14 protein-coding genes and 1 tRNA gene are annotated in these 17,980 nt (G+C 65.2%); 6 read left to right on the forward strand and 9 right to left on the reverse strand.

Translation table 11 applies throughout. The features are described from left to right. Positions 1-44 precede the first annotated feature (44 nt). The 4 genes from LQ788_RS16520 to LQ788_RS16535 all read right to left on the reverse strand — a co-directional run bounded on the left by LQ788_RS16520 (position 45) and on the right by LQ788_RS16535 (position 4,278). Positions 45-758 carry a hypothetical protein gene (locus LQ788_RS16520; RefSeq protein ID WP_231442850.1) on the reverse strand — a complete coding sequence of 238 codons (714 nt, stop codon included), beginning with the start codon at positions 756-758 and terminating at the stop codon, positions 45-47. 235 nt (positions 759-993) lie between these two features. Continuing rightward, positions 994-1,069, reverse strand: a tRNA-Thr gene (locus LQ788_RS16525). Positions 1,070-1,228: 159 nt separating this feature from the next. Further along, positions 1,229-2,089: a DsbA family protein gene (locus tag LQ788_RS16530; protein WP_231442852.1), complete on the reverse strand. Its 861-nt coding sequence runs from the start codon at positions 2,087-2,089 to the stop codon at positions 1,229-1,231. Between the two features lie 134 nt (positions 2,090-2,223). Further along, the gene (locus LQ788_RS16535; protein ID WP_231442854.1) at positions 2,224-4,278 is read right to left on the reverse strand and encodes a serine/threonine-protein kinase; all 2,055 of its coding nucleotides are present in this window, start codon (positions 4,276-4,278) and stop codon (positions 2,224-2,226) included. A gap of 65 nt (positions 4,279-4,343) precedes the next feature. On the opposite strand from LQ788_RS16535, the gene LQ788_RS16540 reads away from it, so the two are divergent. Continuing rightward, positions 4,344-5,957: an alpha,alpha-trehalose-phosphate synthase (UDP-forming) gene (locus LQ788_RS16540; RefSeq protein WP_231442856.1), complete on the forward strand. Its 1,614-nt coding sequence runs from the start codon at positions 4,344-4,346 to the stop codon at positions 5,955-5,957. Continuing rightward, the gene (locus LQ788_RS16545; RefSeq protein ID WP_231442858.1) at positions 5,954-6,874 is read left to right on the forward strand and encodes a trehalose-phosphatase; all 921 of its coding nucleotides are present in this window, start codon (positions 5,954-5,956) and stop codon (positions 6,872-6,874) included. Before LQ788_RS16540 ends, LQ788_RS16545 begins: the two co-directional genes overlap by 4 nt. An 87-nt stretch (positions 6,875-6,961) precedes the next feature. Here LQ788_RS16545 and LQ788_RS16550 read toward each other — a convergent pair whose 3' ends face one another. The 3 genes from LQ788_RS16550 to LQ788_RS16560 form a co-directional block, all read right to left on the reverse strand. Then, positions 6,962-8,035 (reverse strand): LacI family DNA-binding transcriptional regulator, encoded by a 1,074-nt coding sequence (locus LQ788_RS16550; RefSeq protein ID WP_231442860.1) that lies wholly within the window; start codon positions 8,033-8,035, stop codon positions 6,962-6,964. Positions 8,036-8,043: 8 nt separating this feature from the next. Continuing rightward, positions 8,044-9,024: a LacI family DNA-binding transcriptional regulator gene (locus LQ788_RS16555; protein WP_231442861.1), complete on the reverse strand. Its 981-nt coding sequence runs from the start codon at positions 9,022-9,024 to the stop codon at positions 8,044-8,046. A 119-nt stretch (positions 9,025-9,143) separates the two neighbouring features. Beyond that, positions 9,144-10,337, reverse strand: a complete 1,194-nt coding sequence (locus LQ788_RS16560; RefSeq protein WP_231442863.1) for a DNA glycosylase AlkZ-like family protein — start codon at positions 10,335-10,337, stop codon at positions 9,144-9,146. Positions 10,338-10,632: 295 nt separating this feature from the next. Between LQ788_RS16560 and LQ788_RS16565 the strand changes: the two genes are divergently transcribed. The 4 genes from LQ788_RS16565 (at position 10,633) to LQ788_RS16580 (ending at position 15,296) form a co-directional block, all read left to right on the forward strand. Further along, positions 10,633-11,340 (forward strand): ABC transporter ATP-binding protein, encoded by a 708-nt coding sequence (locus LQ788_RS16565; protein WP_231442866.1) that lies wholly within the window; start codon positions 10,633-10,635, stop codon positions 11,338-11,340. Between the two features lie 3 nt (positions 11,341-11,343). After that, positions 11,344-12,612, forward strand: coding sequence for a DUF4032 domain-containing protein (locus LQ788_RS16570; protein ID WP_231442868.1), 1,269 nt, complete (start codon positions 11,344-11,346; stop codon positions 12,610-12,612). Between the two features lie 190 nt (positions 12,613-12,802). Then, entirely contained in the window at positions 12,803-13,651 is an 849-nt protein-coding gene (locus tag LQ788_RS16575) for an SDR family NAD(P)-dependent oxidoreductase (RefSeq protein WP_231447463.1), read from the forward strand. Between the two features lie 151 nt (positions 13,652-13,802). Further along, entirely contained in the window at positions 13,803-15,296 is a 1,494-nt protein-coding gene (locus LQ788_RS16580) for an amino acid permease (protein ID WP_231442870.1), read from the forward strand. Between the two features lie 212 nt (positions 15,297-15,508). On the opposite strand, the gene rlmB is transcribed toward LQ788_RS16580, so the two are convergent. Both rlmB and cysS read right to left on the reverse strand, forming a co-directional pair. Next, entirely contained in the window at positions 15,509-16,444 is a 936-nt protein-coding gene (rlmB, locus tag LQ788_RS16585; protein ID WP_231442872.1) for a 23S rRNA (guanosine(2251)-2'-O)-methyltransferase RlmB, read from the reverse strand. Positions 16,445-16,522: 78 nt separating this feature from the next. Next, a complete protein-coding gene (gene cysS, locus LQ788_RS16590; RefSeq protein ID WP_231442874.1) occupies positions 16,523-17,974 on the reverse strand; it encodes a cysteine--tRNA ligase in 1,452 nt (483 codons plus the stop codon). Positions 17,975-17,980 lie beyond the last annotated feature (6 nt).

Genomic DNA, 17,980 nt, shown 5'->3' on the forward strand with positions numbered 1-17,980 from the left:
CTGCAGAACGCGGGGTCTCTCTCACCGGGAGCCTTCTCTCAGGCTCAGGAGGCGGGGACCTCGAACTCAGAGCTGAATTCGGGGACCTTCTTGTCCTCTCCGAGCACCTTCGCCTCGGGGCGCAGGTAGGTTCCCTTGAGCACGTCGGCTGTTTCACTCACGTAGATCGGAACGTAGCCCGTGTGCTCTCCATCGCGACGAGGCGCGAGGTCGAAATACTCAAAACCGGCATCTTTGAGTTCGGCTTTGGCACTCGATGCGTAATTGGCCTCTTCGCCGCCGCTGTCGAGGTAGAAGTCCGATGAGCTGATGGTCCCGCCGTAGCTGTCGCCCGGTTCCACCTTCACCTCGATGTAGACCATCTCCCCATCAGGGTTGTCGGCGGCTTCGTAGTACTCAGTGGGGTTGTTGCGCACCGCAGACACGATGGTGATGACGTCCCCGGTCTCCTCGTCGGTGAATTCTGTGCCGATCTTCACCTCAGCGCCCTCGGCCTTGCTGCTCGTGCCTTCGGCCTCGTCCGTCTCTGTAGTCTCGGCCGCAGTCTCGTCCGTGGTCTCTTCTGCCGGCTCTTCGGCTTCGAGGGCTTCGCCCTGCGTTTGGCTGGACGTCGCGTCCTCGGGGGCTTCATCCGCCGCCGTGTCATTGCTGCCGCAGGCTGACAGTGCCAGGACGGCGGCAAAGGCCAAGGCGGAAGTCTGGGTGAGGATTCGGGCTGAGTGGCGTCCGGTGCGGTTCATCGGGTTCCCTTTCGACATGATGGGCGCTGCATGAGCTGCGTGATTGACGGCTCATTGGCCCTGACAAGGAAAGACTCTATGGCCGAGAGCCCGAGGAACAGGTGATGATCACAGCACACCGCGTAGCAGATCTGCCACAACTGGCCCGGCACATGCTTGGCGCACCCGTGACGGGTGGAGGCGTTAGCGTGACGCCCCCGCACCGCGGCAGAAAAGAACCGGGCCAGACAGTTCACTGTCTGGCCCGGTTATGTGGAGCCCCCCATCGGACTCGAACCGATGACCTTCGCTTTACAAGAGCGGTGCTCTACCAACTGAGCTAGGGAGGCGTGGCGGCGAAACGATGCCGTCTGCGCCAACACGATAGTAGTCCATTCACCTTCGCGGCGACAAAACGGACGCGAAGGGAACTTCACCGTACGGACTTCACGTCCGAGCATCGGTCGACTGCCACCTCGGCGGCGGTCGACCGATGCGCGTGGAGTGAGTCAGCCCTTGAACTCGCCGGTGGCCTTGAGGATCTCCAAGGTCAGCGCCTGCGGGTCGCTGGTCTTGTCGGTCTGCTTGCCGTTGATGAGCACCCATGGAGTGGCTTCCACTCCGCTGTCGAGGGCTTCCTTCGAGGACTTGTCAACGAAGTCCTTGAACGACTGGTCCGTGACGCAGCTCTCGACGGTCTGCTCGGGGTCGGACGTGAGCTTCTTCGAGGTGTCGACACCGGCCTCTTCGGCAACCTTGAGCAGCTCTTCATCGGTGCGGCCGTTGCCCTGCTCTTCGGGCTGCTGAGCATACATTGCGGGGAAGAAGTCCCGGACGGTTTCGGGCTGGGAGTCGATGACGCAGGCCGCGAGGTTGGCGGAGCGGGTCGAATACTCATTGCCGCTGGACATCCGGTCGAGGATCGACACCGGCTTGTACTCGAGCACGATCGAACCTTCGTCGGCCAGTTTCTCCAGAGTCGGAGTATTGGCTTCTTCGAATGCCTTGCAGCCAGGGCACTGGAAGTCGAGGTAGACGGTCACAGTTGCGGCATTGTCCTTGGCACCGGCTTCGGCAGGGGTCGGCAGGTCCGACTCTTCACCGTCGGGCATCTGCTTCGGCTGCACCACTTCGCCGTCTTTGGCCATGCTGACACCGTTGGCGACGTAGTTGGCCGGGGTGATGCCCGGTTTGCTCTGCTGGAAGATGAGAACACCGACGACTGCGGCCACGACGACCACGACGACGCCGATCCCCACGTAGAGGATCGTCTTAGCGGTCTTCTCCTTCTTGGCCTGAGCCGCTGCGATCTGACGCGCGTTCTCACGTGCTTGGTTGCGCCGATTGTCACCGGAATTGTTCTTCGCCATTGTTCCTCACGTTGCGATCGTCTGACGTCGGCCCGGCCTCGGACCGTGGGGAATCGGGTCGACATACGAGTCCCGACCGTCCCACCTTACCCAAACAGGTGGTGGCCCGACTCCCAGTGAAATTCAAGAATCAACTACACCGGGTCCGGAAGATAGGTGAATGGGTTCGTCGTCAGCGGCCACCAGGACATCCCGGCTCCGGACTGAACAGCCATGATGCCGATGATGATGAGGAGCGCAATCGCCGACAGCGTGATGAGCCGACCCAGGTGGTTGCGTGTCACTCCGGAGACCATGAGCCGTGATCCGTAGCGCAGACTGCCCGCGCCGGGTCCCAGCCACAGCACGAGGGCACCCGCGGCGCCGGCCGCCCACACCGACCACTGCTCCGAGTACCCGCTGGGTACGATTCCCGCGATGTCGAGTCGGGTCAGCACGAGCATCGCGACTCCCGCAATCGCCGGCAGGATGAGGGTCGCGATCGAGGTCAGCACCGAAGCCAGGAACGCGGCCGGCGCCGAGGCGAGTGAGCGGAGGAATCCTCTGCGCTCGACTCCGCGTTCGAACCGGTGCTTCTGGGCCTTGCGGTCCAATCGTGTGCCGGTCCGCGCCAGGATCGACCACAGGAACACGAGGAGTGTGACGAGCAGCGGCCCCAACGGCATGATCGTGATGGCCAGCAGGATGAGGCCGAAGACCACCCACCCGCCGGTCCGGATCGTCCGGTAGGTCATCGGTGCCCAACCATAGCCAGGCTGGCCCGGCTGGCCAGGTCGGCTCTGCTGTCCTGCCTGGACTCCGGTGCCGTTGGGATCGGGTCGGGCAGTCCCCTGACCCGCTGGTGGTCCGCCGCGAGCAGCAGGTGGTCCGCCGAGTCCATACCCGGCCCCGCCGAGGTTGGTCCCGGCCATCGCTGAACCGGGAGCGGCTTGGATGCCGCCGTTGGGGTTGCGCACGGGAGGTGCGGTGCCCCGGTTCATCGGGCCTGGGGCCATTGTGGGCGGACTCCCCTGCCCACCGGGCATCATCCCGGAGCGGGCCTGTGGCTGCTGACCTTGCACCTGTTGGCCCTGCGGTCGCTGGTCTTGCCCTGGTTGGCCTTGTGGGGAGTAGCCCTGCTGCGGGTTCGTCCCGCCGGGACCCGACTCCTGGTAACCGCCGCGAGGTGAGCCATGTCCGGTTGCGCCATAGCCTGAACCGTCGTATCCGGCAGCACCGTAGCCCGCAGCTGCGCCCGCTGCGGCACCACCGGCGGCAGCGCCTGCAGCGCCGAAGGCTGCGGGTCCGCCGTAGCCTGGCCCACTGCTTCCACCGCCGTCGACTGCGGGCATCCGCGCCGTACCCGTCGGGGAAGCCTGATTTGCGGTCCCGGCTGCGGGACCGGATCCCAGCTGCGGTTCGCGTCCGGATTCGATGTCGACGAGGGCATCGAGGATCATCTGGCCGCTCGGCCTGCGTTCGGGCTTCGGGTCGAGGCAGGCCGCGATGAGGGGAACGAAGTTGCGGGGCGCATTGTCGAGATCGAACTTGCCCATGGCCACTCGCCCCAGCACAGCTTCGAGGGGCCCCGAACCATAGGGATTGCGGCCGGTGGCGGCGTAGGCCATGGTTGCGGCCCAACCCCACCAGTCGGTCTTCTCGCTCGAAGTCTTGCCATCGGCGATCTCCGGTGACAGATACCCGGGTGTTCCCATCACGAGGCCGGTCGCGGTCACTCGCACTTCGTCGGCGACCTGGGCGATGCCGAAGTCGATGACCATCGGTTCGCCGTCCATGATCATGACGTTCGCGGGTTTGAGGTCGCGGTGGATGACACCGGATTCGTGCACGGCGTTGAGGGCGTCGAGGAGGGCGTGGCCGAAATGGACGAGCTCATCCTCGGCGAAGGGACCGTGGTCCCTGACATCATCGGACAACGTCTGCCCATCGACGAACTCGGTGATGATGAAGGGCTGCGAGGATTCGAGCTCCGCGTCGAGCACCTCGGCGATTCGGGGATGTTTGATCCTCCGCAGCGTCCTGACCTCGCGTCCGAGGCGTTTGCGCGCGGTCTCATCATTGGCGATATGGGGGTGGAGAACCTTGACGGCGACAGGGTTGTTTCCGCCGTCGACACCGAGATAGACGACACCCATGCCGCCCGAGCCGAGCTCCTCGATGAGGCGGTAGCCTCCCAGATCCTGATCCATCACCCTCCCAAGCGTAGTCGAGCGAGTACAGTTCGTTCCAAGGACCGACACAGGAGGAGGCGCAGATGAACACCGTCAACTCTGCCGAAACCACTACCGCATCTCCGTATGGCGACAGCGATTTCGTTGTTGTCGCGAACCGACTGCCCGTGGACCGTGACCCCGCCGAGACAAGCCAAGGATGGCGTACCTCACCTGGGGGTTTGGTCACGGCTGTGGCTCCGGTGATGAAGTCTCAGGAGGGTGCGTGGATCGGCTGGACAGGTGTGCCCGATGTTGATTTCGACCCGTTCACCATCGACGGCATGCATCTGGTTCCCGTCACCCTCACGAGTGAGGATGTCCTCAAATATTATGAAGGATTCTCCAATGCAACTCTCTGGCCCCTCTATCACGATGTGATCGTTCCTCCCGAGTTCCACCGCACCTGGTGGGACTCGTATGTGCGAGTCAATGAGCGCTTCGCGGCCAAGGTCGCCGAGGTGGCTGCCGAGGGGGCGACCGTCTGGGTCCATGACTATCAGCTCCAGTTGGTTCCACAGCTGGTGCGACGGATGCGACCGGACCTGGCGATCGGGTTCTTCAACCACATTCCCTTCCCGCCGTTCGAGCTCTTCGCGCAGCTGCCCTGGCGCGATGAGATCCTGCGTGGACTCCTCGGCGCGGACCTCGTCGGATTCCAGCGTCCGGCCGATGCTGCGAACTTCCGACGTGCTGTTCGCGGGCGTCTCAACTTCACGACGAAGGGCTCAACCGTCAACGTCCCGGCAGGTGACTTCCTGCCGGAGCACATCGTGCGTGCCGAGGCCTTCCCCATCTCCATCGACACCCCGTACCTCGAGGAGCTGGCGCGTGATCCGAAGATCATCGAGCGAGCCCGGCAGATCCGCGAAGAGGTCGGCAATCCGAAGGTCGTCATGCTCGGCGTCGATCGGATGGACTATACGAAGGGCATCCGCCACCGTCTCAAGGCGTTCGGGGAGCTGCTGGCCGAAGGCAAGCTCGACGTCGAGGATGTCGTCCTGATCCAGATCGCGACCCCGTCGCGGGAGCGACTCGAGCAGTACAAGATCATCCGTCATGATGTGGAGCTGACAGTCGGGCGGATCAACGGCGAACAGGCCGAGGTCGGGTCCATCGCCGTCCACTACCTCCACCACTCGTATCCGCGCGATGAGATGACGGCGTTCTTCCTCGCCGCCGACGTCATGCTCGTGACCGCCCTGCGCGACGGGATGAACCTCGTAGCCAAGGAGTATGTGGCCTGCCGCAGACGTGATGACGGGGCTCTCGTACTCTCCGAGTTCACCGGTGCCGCCGACCAGCTCAAGGGCGCTGTGATGGTCAACCCGCACGACATCGGCGACCTCAAGGCCGGGATCCTCGACGCCGTGCAGATGGATGAGAAGACGGGTTCACGGCGGATGAAGCAGATGCGCAAGAAGGTCGCTACGGACACCGTGAGCATCTGGTCGAAGAAGTTCCTCGCCGAGCTCGAGGCCATCCACACGAACCCGGAGGCGATCATCCCCGACCGACCCGCCGCCCTGCCCGAGCGGTCGACGACGGCTTCGGATCGACTCACCTCCGCTGTTGACGCACGGACTACCAGCGGCGACTCACATGCCTCCAACGCGACATCCGCGTCCGCATCTGCACCTGGTGAGGATCGTCAGTGACAGCGGATTCGTCACCACAGTTCACTCCCGAATACACTCCGGCGGATGCCCTCGACCTCAGGCAGCTCACCGGCGCCGATTCAGCTCTCATCGCCCTCGACTTCGACGGTGTCCTCGCCCCGCTCCAGGACAATCCCGAGCTGTCCCAGATACTCCCGGAATCGGCGCAGGCGATCACTGCCCTCAGCGTCCTGCCTGCGACTCGGGTGGCCCTGGTCTCCGGGCGCGACGTCACCACCTTGCGCCGGCTTGCCGACCCGCCGGCGCACGTATGGCTGGTCGGTTCGCACGGCGCCGAGGTGGACCTGGACTCCTCGTCTTCACCTGAGGTGTCGATGACGTCGCCCGAGGTCAGCGCCGAGGAACAGCAGATGCTCACCGCCATCGACGCCCACATCGAATCCTTCGAACTCGACCTGTCCGCGGGGTCAGGCTCGGAGGTACGGTCGGTCTCGGACATACGGACAGGGTCGGACATGCCGTCGGGGTCGGATACCGAGGTCAGGGTGGAGCGGAAGCCGTTCTCACGTACGGTGCACACGCGCGGCCTCGATGAGGAATTCGCGTCCGCACTGCACGCCCATGTCATCGCCGTGCAGGCCGAATATCCCGGGATCCGCGTCATCGAGGGCCACGACATCACCGAACTTGCGGTGAAGACCGCGACGAAAGGTGATGGACTGCGGACCCTCATTTCCGTCGGGACACCGTCGGCGGTTGTCTACCTCGGTGACGATGTGACCGACGAGGATGCCTTCGCCGAACTCGAGAACCTGACCACAGGCCTGAGCATCAAGGTCGGGCCCGGACCGACTCGCGCACCCTGGCGCATCAAGGGCCCCGATGCGGTCGCCGAACTTCTCACCCGCCTGGCGAACGAGCGCCGCGCACAGGTGGCACACCTGCCCCAGCCTTGATGGAGTCTCGGCTCAGGGGCCATCTCGTCCTCGGTGGACGCCCTGCCAGCGTCATGTGAGGCTCGGTCGTCCTCGGCTCACGCCCTGTCAGCGTCGCTGTGGAGGTACTGCACTGGCGCGCAGCACAAGATCCGGTGTCACCGAATAGTCGATGGCCGCCTCGGTGCCGGGATCGGCCATCATCGCTCTGACCTCGTTGAGCGCGGACACCGCGATCGCTTCCCAGTCGTAGCTGACCTGCGACAGCGGCGGAGCGATGACATCGGCATCGGGCATGTCCCCGACCGTGAGCAGGGACAGATCGCGGGGGACGTCGAGGCGAGCGCGGCCGGCGGCCTCGAGGATGCCGAAGGACAGCGAGGGTGCACAGGCGATGACGGCGGAGCACTGCTGGCCCAGCAGCTCCTCGGCCGCGGCGACTCCGGCCATGGTGCCGCCGGCGGCTTCGACGACGGGGGCCTGGTCCCGGGTGGCGGGAATGTGGAGGACCTGGGCGATGGATTTGCGGAACCCGGCGATGCGCACGGCCGCGGCGGAGTCACGCAGCACGGCGAGCCCGATCCGACGGTGGCCCAGGTGGACGAGGTGCTGCACGGCGGTCGCGATTCCGTCCGTGGCGTCGAGGACGATGCGGGAGATGCCGTCCGGGTGCCGGGCGTTGGAGACTCTGATCTGCGGCAGGCCACGCTCGGCCAGCTTCGCTGCCAGCTCACCGGCTGCTCCACCGCCGAGGACGATCGCGCCTTGCACATGCGGCTGGCCCCCGTGCGGGCCGAGCAGCGATTCGGCCAGGGCGTCGGCACGTTCGATCGCGGCTTCCACGTGCACGGCCGCGATCCCTTGTGCGAAGACCTTGCTGGTCAGAAGCTCGAAGAGTCGCGCATAGGGGTCAACATTCCCGGGCGGCACGGTTGGTTTGACCAAGGCAATCATCTGCCTGGCTGGTGTATCCCCGGTGCCCGAATCCACGCCGAGGATGGCCAATGCCCGCCTGACCTTGGACAGGGAGCCGGCGGATACCGAGTCGGGGTTGCGCAGCGCCCGCGAGGCCGTCGCCTTCGATACTCCGGCCGCGTCGGCGATGGCCTCAAGCCCGACATGTTTGTGTTCACCAGGCTCGGGAGTGCTGGGTGTGCCTGGCGAGCCGAGCGGCGGGTCCACGGACGGGCTCACTGTCGTGCCGCCGTCGTTGAGGCGCGGGCAAAGAGTCGGGGACGGAATACCGGCGGGACCGATTGGAGGTCATCGCCGGAAATCTTCAGGGTCGACAGGGTCGCGGTGACGAGTGCCTGCGAGAGTCCTTCGACATCGATGCCCAGGACGGTGGCCGGCGGGCCGGTGAACTTCATCGTCGGCGAGTCCCCGAAGCCCACGATCGACATATCGCGCGGGACCTGCAGGTGCCGGTTGCGCAGACCATGCAGAGCCCCGTGCAGCTGCAGCGCCGACTGCACGATCACCGCAGTGCAGGTCGCATCCTTGAGATCGAGAACGGCACGCGAACCACCGGAGAAGGACTTCGGAACCTGTGCGATCCAGTCATCGAGCCTGACCCCGAAATTGCGTGCGGGATGTTCTGCACGGAAACGCCTGATCAGCTGCACCGCCAGCTCACCACTGTCATTGCAGATGAGACCGATGCGGCGGTGACCGATGGCCTGGAGATGCTCGAAGGCCGTTGTCATTCCCCCGCCGAGGTCGAGGCGGGCTGCGATGATGTCGCCGCTGACATCGTCGGAGTCCACCGCCGACTGTTCATCGACGCGGATGCAGGGGATCTCGGTGTGCAGGCTCGTCAGCGTCGGAGTCACGAGGGCAACGGCGCCGGCGTCGACGGCGACCTCAAGTGGGGTGGTCTCGGTCTCGACGGGAGGCCGGGTGATGAGCAGGCCGTGTTCCTGCAGCGCCGTGGCTACCCGGGTACAGACCTGAACCTGCCAGTATTCCGGGTTGCCAGGGGCGCTGACGGCAACCAAGCGCCTCAGCGCCTCGTGCAGGAGGGTGGAGCGGGAGTAACCCAGCGCGTCCATTGCCTCGAGCACTCTGGCTCGAGTCTCCTCGGCGACGGCACCGCGCTTGCCGAGAACACGGGAGACGGTCGCTAAGGACACGCCTGCCCGGGCGGCGACGTCGTCGAGCTTGACCTTCATATCGGGAAGTCTATCGGGGTCGGACAGACTGGGGACCACCTACGGCCCGGTGAGCACCCCGCACCTGGCGGCCACCTCGGCGTGGGTGTCAGCTGGTGGTGAGCACGGCAACGTCGACCTCAGCCGGTTGTCAGTACAGCGGTGAGCTCTCGGTTCAGTGTTCGGCCAAGTACTTGCACCTGCTCATCGAGCAGGGACTGCGGGAGCGCCCCGGCTTCAGCGAACCAACTGATCCGCACCTCGTGGGCGACCGTTTTCCAGGTGCCGACGACGAAGCCGTTGTGCACGATCGTGTTCGCGCCGCGTGAGGCCACCGCTCGGCGTGAGGCGGCGATGATTCGGGTATCCGCGGTCCCTGGCCCCAGCAGCCACGGGTCGAAGCTCGGGAGGAAAAGCAGCGTCTCCACCTGCTGGGTCGAGCGGATGTCGTCGAGGTCTGCGGCCAGGACGAACGCTTCGGATCCGGCCACGGTGACCGGGACGAGTTCGTCGCCCAGCGCCGTCATCCATTCCTCGAGCTGGGCCCGTCGAACACCGAGGCCCTCCGTGAACCAGTAGTGGAGATTGGCCCGTGTCACCGGCCCGTAGGAGTGCATGTAGTCCCCCATCGCCTGCACGCCCGCCTCATGTGCAGGCGGCAGACCGGGCCAGGCTGGGTCATCGGCCAACCACCTAAATGTGGCTTGCCCATCTCGAGTCGGCCCGAAGCAGATGTCTCCCCACCAGTGCAGAGGCTTGTAGAGGCTGTCGGCACCGGCGCCGCTCAGACCGAGCTGCAGATGACTCAGCGTGGGTTCAGCGAGCACCTGGGTGCTGATCTCCTCGCGTGTTCTGGGGCCGAGCGAACAGGCCCCGTGCACTGCTTCACGCAGGGGCTGCCAGTCGTCGATGCTGAAGGAAGCCTGTTTCTGAAATCGGGGCGAAGCCCAGATCTTCGTTGCGGCGCGAACGGAGAGCAGGTTCGCGCCGCGGACCGGAGTGAAGAAGTACGAACCCCCGCGGAGGGCATAGCTGCGGATGATCGAGGAGTCTTCCTGCGCGGCCGCCAGCACACCGGAAGCCGGTGGAGCGGCGGGGGCCGGCAAACCGTCCCCGGCCGAGTTCGACGGACAGCCCGCGGACGCTCGCCTGATGCGGATCGCGGCCTCGGCTGAGCGCTCGGGCCAGGCGCGCAGCGCCACCATCCGGTCGACCACCTCGGCGACTGCGGAATTCTGTGCCGTCCCGGGTGCCGGCGATGGGTCGTCGGGTGCGGTGGCAAGGCGGTGCCGACCCTGCCGCCACGCCATTGTCTGGGCCTCATCGAGCTCCATCAGCTCAGAATACGCTTCACCCCCGCTGACGACACGCCGTTGTCACAAACTATCTTGTCGAACTGAGGTGTTGCCTGCCGGACGGTCAGAAAGTGTTGAGCAATCGTGAGATCCGCGGTTTCTCACCCAGGTTTCGCCCAGATGCGCGCCCGCGCGCTGGCACAGTGCTGAGAATCACTCTACGCAATGTCGAATTGACTGTCACCGGGCGCAGTCGACGGCTTAGGATGAGGATGACTGAGCATCCCCGCCAGGTCACCGACGACCAGCTGCTCACGAATTTTTAGGAGGAAACATGTCAACAGTGTCGTTGAATGGCCTCAGTCACGCCTACGAGAACACGGTGTCCCCTTCGGTTCACCCCTTCAACCTCTTCATCGACGACGGAGAATTCCTCGTCCTCTACGGCCCGTCCGGATCCGGCAAGTCAACCATCCTGCGCATGCTCCACGGCCTCGAAGCCCCCAAGACGGGCACGATCCTCATTGACGGAAACGATGTCACCCATGCTGCGGTCAACGATCGCGATGTCACCCTCGCACTGGAGAGCTACGCCCTCTACCCGCACATGAGCGTGCGCGACAACCTCGGATTCGCCCTCCGCGTCGATGGCCTCCCCGCCGAGGAGATCCGCGACCGTGTGGAGTCCGTGACGTCGAAGATCGGGTTGCGTGACATCCTCGATGATGTGCCCGGCGATCTCTCCGCCCTGCAGCGCCAGACGATCGCTTTGGCCCGGGCCGTGGTCCGTCAGCCCAAGGTCCTCATCATGGACGAACCGGTCGTCAACCTCGTCCCCGAGCACCAGGCCGACACCCTGCGCCTGGTCAAGGACCTGCAGCAGGAATTCGGGCTGACCACCCTCTATGCCACAGCGAATCTCGAGGACGCGAAGGTCCTCGGCGACCGCATCGCCTTCCTCGACCACGGGCGTCTGATCGGGGTGGAGAAACCTGAAGTCGCCGAGGCGCTCGTCGCCTCGATCGCGGACGTGGACTCCTGATCGGTGCCCGAGACCACAGCACCGCAGATCCATGCGGTCCACAGTGCCGATCATGATGCAATAGCACAGCTGCCCTGGCATCTCCCGCTCGGCGACTGGTCTCATGACTTCCTCGGCGGCCTGCCCCGTGGAATCTCGCGCCACGTCGTGCGCTTCGTCGAAATCGGCGGAGAAGTACTCGCTATCAAGGAGACCGATGATCGTCGGGCACTGCGCGAATTCGACATCCTCGGCGTCCTCGGGAATCTGGCTGTGCCCACGGTCGAACCCCGCGCCTATGTGACCAACCGCAGCACCACCTCGGCGAAGGAACTGCCCGGAGCGCTGCTGACGGCCTACCTGGACTTCTCGCTGCCCTACCGCGCCCTGTTCTCGCGGTCCCTGGCCGAAGACACGACCGGCCGCCTCGTCGACGCCCTGGCCGTCCTCCTCGCCCGCCTCCACCTCGTCGGCTTCTATTGGGGCGATGTGTCGCTGTCGAACACCCTGTTCCGACGCGATGCCGACGCCTATGCTGCCTACGTCGTCGATGCGGAGACCGGCGAACTCCACGATCAGCTCTCCGATGGTCAGCGGCAGATGGATCTGCGGATCGCCAAGACGAACATCGCCGGCGACTTCCTCGACCTGCAGGCCGCGGGCCTCATTGATCCCGAGGTCGACCCCCTGGCCGCCGGTGAGCGCCTGCTCGAGGCCTACAACGGGCTATGGGCCGAGCTGACCCGGGTCGAGGAGTTCTCCGTCAACGAACGCTGGCGCATTGACGAACGCATTCGCCGTCTCAATGACCTGGGCTTCGACCTGGGCGAACTCACCGTGACCACCGACCTGGACGGCGTCAGCCTGCTGGTCGAGCCGAAGGTCGTCGAACCCAACCACCATTCGCGCAGGCTCCTGCGCCTGACCGGCATCGGGGCCAACGAGAACCAGGCGCGGACCATGCTCAACGACCTCGACTCCCACCGCAGCGCCCCCGGCTTCACCGGCGGAGCCCACGGTTCGGGAGAGCTGCCTGTCGAACTCAGCGAGGAGGAGGCCGCCCGGCATTGGCTCGACGAGGTCTACAAACCCCTCATCGCCGCCATCCCGGAGAACCTCACGCACAAGCTGGAACCCGGTCAGATCTTCTACGAGTTCATCGAACACCGGCGTGTGATGTCCCGGGCCAGGCAGCGCGACATCCCGACGATGGAGGCGATCGCCTACTTCATCGTCGACTACCTCTCCAACCTCCCCGACGAAGCACTCTACGTCGACAGCCAGAAGTTCTGAGCCTCCAGCTGGTCGGGATTCCATTACGTGGAACGTGGACCCGGCAGCCGCCTCGGCGGGCATATCTTTGAGATCACCAGGATCGCCGCCCATGATGACCACCATCGTGGCCGTCCACTCGATCAGAACCCCGGAAGGACCTCCGATGTCGCAAGTCCCACAAGTTTCAACACCGGCGAAGCAGAACTCCATGCCGAGCAATGAGAACAACCCCTCGATTCCCGCGCTCTTCGATCTCAGCGGCCGCACCGCCGTCGTCGTCGGTGCGGGCTCAGGTCTGGGTCAGGCAAGCGCGATCGGACTCGCCGACGCCGGTGCTCACGTCGTCGTCGCCGACCTCAACCTCGACGGCGCCGAGGAGACGGTGCGGATCATCAGCGAACGTCAAGGGGAATCGGGCGGCACAGGCAAGGGCGGGCACAGCGCCGCCGCCTCGCCGGGTGCCGAAGCCGCGCGCGTGGACATCACCGACACCGAGTCAGTCAACGCCCTCGTCACGGCTCACCCGGATGCCCAGGTCCTCGTCATCACCCCGGGTGCGAACGTGCGCAAGCGACTGCTGTCGACGACCGATGAGGAGTTCGACCGGGTCATCGACATCAATCTCAAGGGCACCTACCGTCTGATGCGCGGCTTCGGCGCCGAGATGGCCGAACGCGGACGCGGCTCCATCGTCACCTATTCCTCGTTCCGTGCGCTGGCGATCGAGCCGGGCCAGGGCATCTACGCCGCGGCCAAGGCGGGAGTCGTACAGCTGACGAAGACGCTGGCCAGCGAGCTGGGGCCCCAGGGCGTGCGCGTCAACGCGATCCTGCCCGGACCCTTCGACACTCCCCTGACTCAGCAGATCAAGTCCGATGAGGAATGGTGGAACGCCTACGCGGAGAAGACCGCTCTGGGCCGGTGGGGTCACCTGCACGAGATCGCCGGGCCGGTGCTCTTCCTCGCCTCCGACGCCTCGACCTACGTCACGGGGCACTCGCAGCTCGTCGACGGCGGCTGGATGGCACAGGACGGTCGCTTCTCCCCACGGCTGTAAATCTCCGCTCGAGCGCGGTCGCGTGCGGTCCTAGGGCGCAGTCGCGTGCGGTCCTAGGGCGCAGTCGCATGCGGTCGCAGGGCGCAGTCGCGTGCAGCTGTCGAACGCAGTCGCGTGCGAGCGTCGTGCCTGCACGTGCAAGAATATTCGCATGACCGCTCGAGACAACCTCCCCTCCCCTGCAACGACCGAACGAACTCGGCTGAGCAATCAGCTGGTCCGTCGCAAGTCGATCACCAGCATGGTCGAGGACACCCAGGACGCGTCCACGGGTGGTCTGCGCAGAACCTTCGGCGTCTTCCAGCTGACGATGATCAGCGTCGGCGCCACCTTGGGCACGGGTATCCTCGTCATCCTCGGCGAGGCTGTGCCCATTGCCGGCCCCGCCGTCTGGTTGGCCTTCATCCTGGCCGGAATCACGGCCCTGCTCTCCGCTGTCAGCTATGCGGAGATGGCGGGCATGGTTCCGGTGTCCGGGTCGAGTTATTCGTATTCCTATGCGACCCTCGGCGAGGGTGTGGCCTGGGTCTGCGGGTGGTGCCTGGTCCTCGAATATGCGGTTTCCGTGGCGGCCGTGGCTGTCGGTGCCGCCGACTACGTCAATGAGACGCTGCGGATCTTCGGCCTGTCCCTGCCGCCGTCGCTGTCGGCTGGCCCCGGAATCGCCGAGAGTCCCGGCGGAGTCATCAACCTCTCGGCCCTCATCGTCGTCCTCCTCGCCACGGTCCTGCTCATGCGCGGGGCCAAGGAGTCCGGCATCGTCAACACGATCATCGTGTTCGTCAAGCTCGGCATCCTCGTGTTCTTCGCCATTGTCGCGTTCACCGCATTCAAGGCCGGCAACTTCACTCCGCTGCTGCCCATGGGTGCCGCCGGGGTCACCGCCGCAGCGTCGAGTGTCTTCTTCTCCTACATCGGCTTCGACGCGGCCTCGACAGCCGGCGAAGAGGCGAAGAACCCCAAGCGGGACCTGCCGCGGGCGATCATCCTCTCCATGGTCATCGTCACCACCATGTACGTGCTGGTGGCCGTGGCTGCGATCGGTGCCAGGGAATGGCAGTGGTTCGAGACCTCGACCGCGCCTCTGGTCCAGATCGTCCACGAGATCACGCAGTCGAACCTCGCGGTCTTCATCTTCGCCGTCTCCGCGGTCCTTGCGATCCTCTCGGTCGTCATCACCGTCCTCTACGGACAGTCACGCATCCTGCTCACGATGTCACGAGACGGCATGGTTCCACGTGTGTTCGGCATCGTCTCTCCACGCACCGGCACTCCCCTGGTGGGGACGCTCGTCACGGGTGTTCTGGTGGCGATCACTGCGGCGCTGATTCCGCTCGGCGAGCTGGCGAATGCCACGAGCATCGGCACACTGTTCGCCTTCTGCCTCGTCAACATCGCCGTCATCTACCTCCGCGTGAAGCGTCCGGACCTGCCGCGCTCATTCAAGGTGCCCTTCGGGCCGATCATTCCGATCCTCGGCTCGCTGGCATGCGCGTTCCTCATGGTCAACCTCGGCGGAACCACCTGGATCGTCTTCGGCCTGTGGATGGTCGTCGGATTCGTCGTCTACCTCACCTACAGCCGCCGCCACTCCCGCGTCGGCGCCCTCAGCGACAGCGACTACCGCGCGAGCGTGGATGCCTGAGCGGCAAGTGCGCAGTTCGCACTGCGAACTACGCACCGGCGACTCGACACATTGAAGCCAGCAACCTCCCGGGCGCTGAGCAACCTTTAGCGGGGTTGCTCAGCGCCCGGGAGGTTGCTGAGTCTAAACGTAGGTGGATGCACGCGCGGAATCGAGACCTGATCAGCGTCTCGTCGGCTCCCGGCCAGCTCCTAAATTGCCACGCCAGGCTCTCAGCCGCGGCGACTGCGGGCGACTTCGTAGAGGGAGACTGCCGCGGCGATTCCCGCGTTGAGAGACTCAGTGGTCGCGGCGATCGGGATCGAGACGATCTGGTCGCACTTGTCGGCGATGAGGCGAGAGATGCCCTTGCCCTCTGAACCGACGACAATGCACAGCGGGTCGCGGCTGAAGGTCAGCTCCGGCAGTTCGACCTCGCCGTCCATGTCGAGTCCGACGACGAAGACGTTCTGCTTCTTGAGCTCGTCGATTGCACGCGCCAGGTTGACGACCTGAGCGACCTTGATGCGGGCGGCCGCACCGGCGGAGGTCTTCCACGCAGCTGCGGTCATCGAAGCGGCACGACGTTCGGGGATGATGACCCCGTGCCCGCCGAAGGCAGCCGCTGAACGCACGATGGCGCCGAGGTTCCTGGGGTCCGTGATGCCGTCGAGGGCGACGAGCAGCGGGGCCTCGGCCCGGTCGGCTGCGACCTCGAGCAGGTCACGGGGCTCGGCGTAGTCATACGGCGGGATCTGCAGGGCGATGCCCTGGTGGATCGCGTCGTCGGTGAGCCGGTCCAGGTCGGGCTTGCTCGCCTCAAGCATCGAGATGCCGCGCTTGGTGGCCAGGGTGATGGCCTCACGGACTCGGTCGTCGGAGTCGATGCGACCGGCAACGTACATCGCGGTTGCCGGAACGTCCTCGCGCAGAGCCTCGAGCACAGAGTTGCGCCCGGCGACCATGTTCGGACCGTTCTCCTTTTTGCGGCGCCGGGCCTGGTTGGCGCTTGACGCCTTCTTGGCCGCTGCCGTCTTGTGCGCCTTGTGATAGACACGGTCCTCGGCCTTCGGGGTGGGGCCGCGGCCCTGCAGGCTGCGCTTGTTCTTGCCGCCGGAGCCCTTGGTGGGGCCCTTCTTCGAGCCGCCGGCGCGTGGGTTGGAAGCCATGTGAATCCTTAAGAGTCGTAAGTGGTGGCGAACCGGAGTCCGTCACCGGAAGAGATTTTCTGAGCGAAATGCGGTGGGTCAGCTGTCTTTGACGTGGTAGCGGTAGCCGTCGGCCGTGTCCTCGATGACGATTCCGGCAGATGCCAGACTGTCCCGGATCGCATCGGCGGTGGCGAAGTCCTTCTCCGCCTTCGCCGCGGACCTTTGCGAGGCGAGCGCAGCGACGAGGGAATCCAACGCCGATTCCACGCTCGCGTTCGTTCCCGACTGCGCCCACGCCTCGGCGCTGGGATTGACTCCCAGGATATCGAGCATCAGCTCCACCTCGGCGACGATCTGCGTGAGTTGACTCCGATCCTGAGCTGAGTCGAGGAGCTTCGCACCCTCGGTGACCGTCGCGAAGACCACGGACAGCGCACGGGGCACGCCGAGGTCGTCGTCGAGTGCCGCAGCGAACTCCGCGGGCACGTCGACGCCGCGGGTGCTGTAGCCGTCGCTGACGTCGGGAAGTGCGGGAGCATCCTCGCCGAGAGCCTGCCGGGCACGTTTCAGGAAGTTCGCCAGACGGTCGAGCGAAGCGGTCTGCCGGTCCATGGCCTCGGGTGAGAATTCGAGGATCGACCGGTAGCTGGCACCGGTGAGGAAGTAGCGCACCGCCAGCGGGCTGTAGCGGTCGAAGAGTTCGGAGGCGAAGACCGAGTTGCCCAGCGACTTCGACATCTTGTCTCCGCCGACGTTGAGCAGACCCGAATGCATCCAGATGTTGGCGAACCGGTCACCGGCCGCACGCGACTGGGCAAGCTCGTTCTCGTGGTGAGGGAAGCGCAGATCCAGACCGCCGCCATGGATGTCGAAATTCTCGCCGAGGTATTTCGTCGACATGGCCGAGCACTCGATGTGCCAGCCCGGTCGGCCGCGACCCCAGGGGGCCGGCCACGAGGCGGTGTCCGGTTCACCGGGCTTGTGAGCCTTCCACAGTGCGAAGTCCCGGGCATCCTTCTTGCCCCGCATGTCTGCATCGTTCGCGGGCTCCATGTCGTCGAGACGCTGATTGGTCAGCTCGCCGTAAGCGGCCCATGAGGTGGCCGCGAAGTACACGTCGCCGCTGCCGTCGAGTGCTGGGTAGGCGTAACCGGCGGTGATGAGTCGATCGATGAGTTCGATCATCTCCGTGATGTGCCCGGTGGCGCGAGGTTCGTAGCTGGGCGGCAGCACATCGAGTGCGGCATATGCCTGGGTGAAGGCCCGCTCATATTTGAAGGCGTGGGAGAACCAGGTTCGACCCTCCTCGGCGGACTTCGACAGGATCTTGTCGTCGATGTCCGTGACGTTGCGAACGAGGGTGACGTTGTAGCCGCGATACATCAGCCAACGGCGCAGCTGGTCGAAGACCGAGGCGGAGCGCAGATGGCCGATGTGAGGCTCGCCCTGCACCGTGGCACCGCAGACGTAGATGCCCACGTGTCCGTCGTTGACGGGGCGCAGTTCATCGGTGGTACGGCTGGCGGTGTTGTACAGAGCGATAGTCACGCACAC

Origin of the sequence: Brevibacterium zhoupengii (genome assembly GCF_021117425.1) — a bacterium.
Classification (GTDB): Bacteria; Actinomycetota; Actinomycetes; order Actinomycetales; family Brevibacteriaceae; genus Brevibacterium; species Brevibacterium zhoupengii.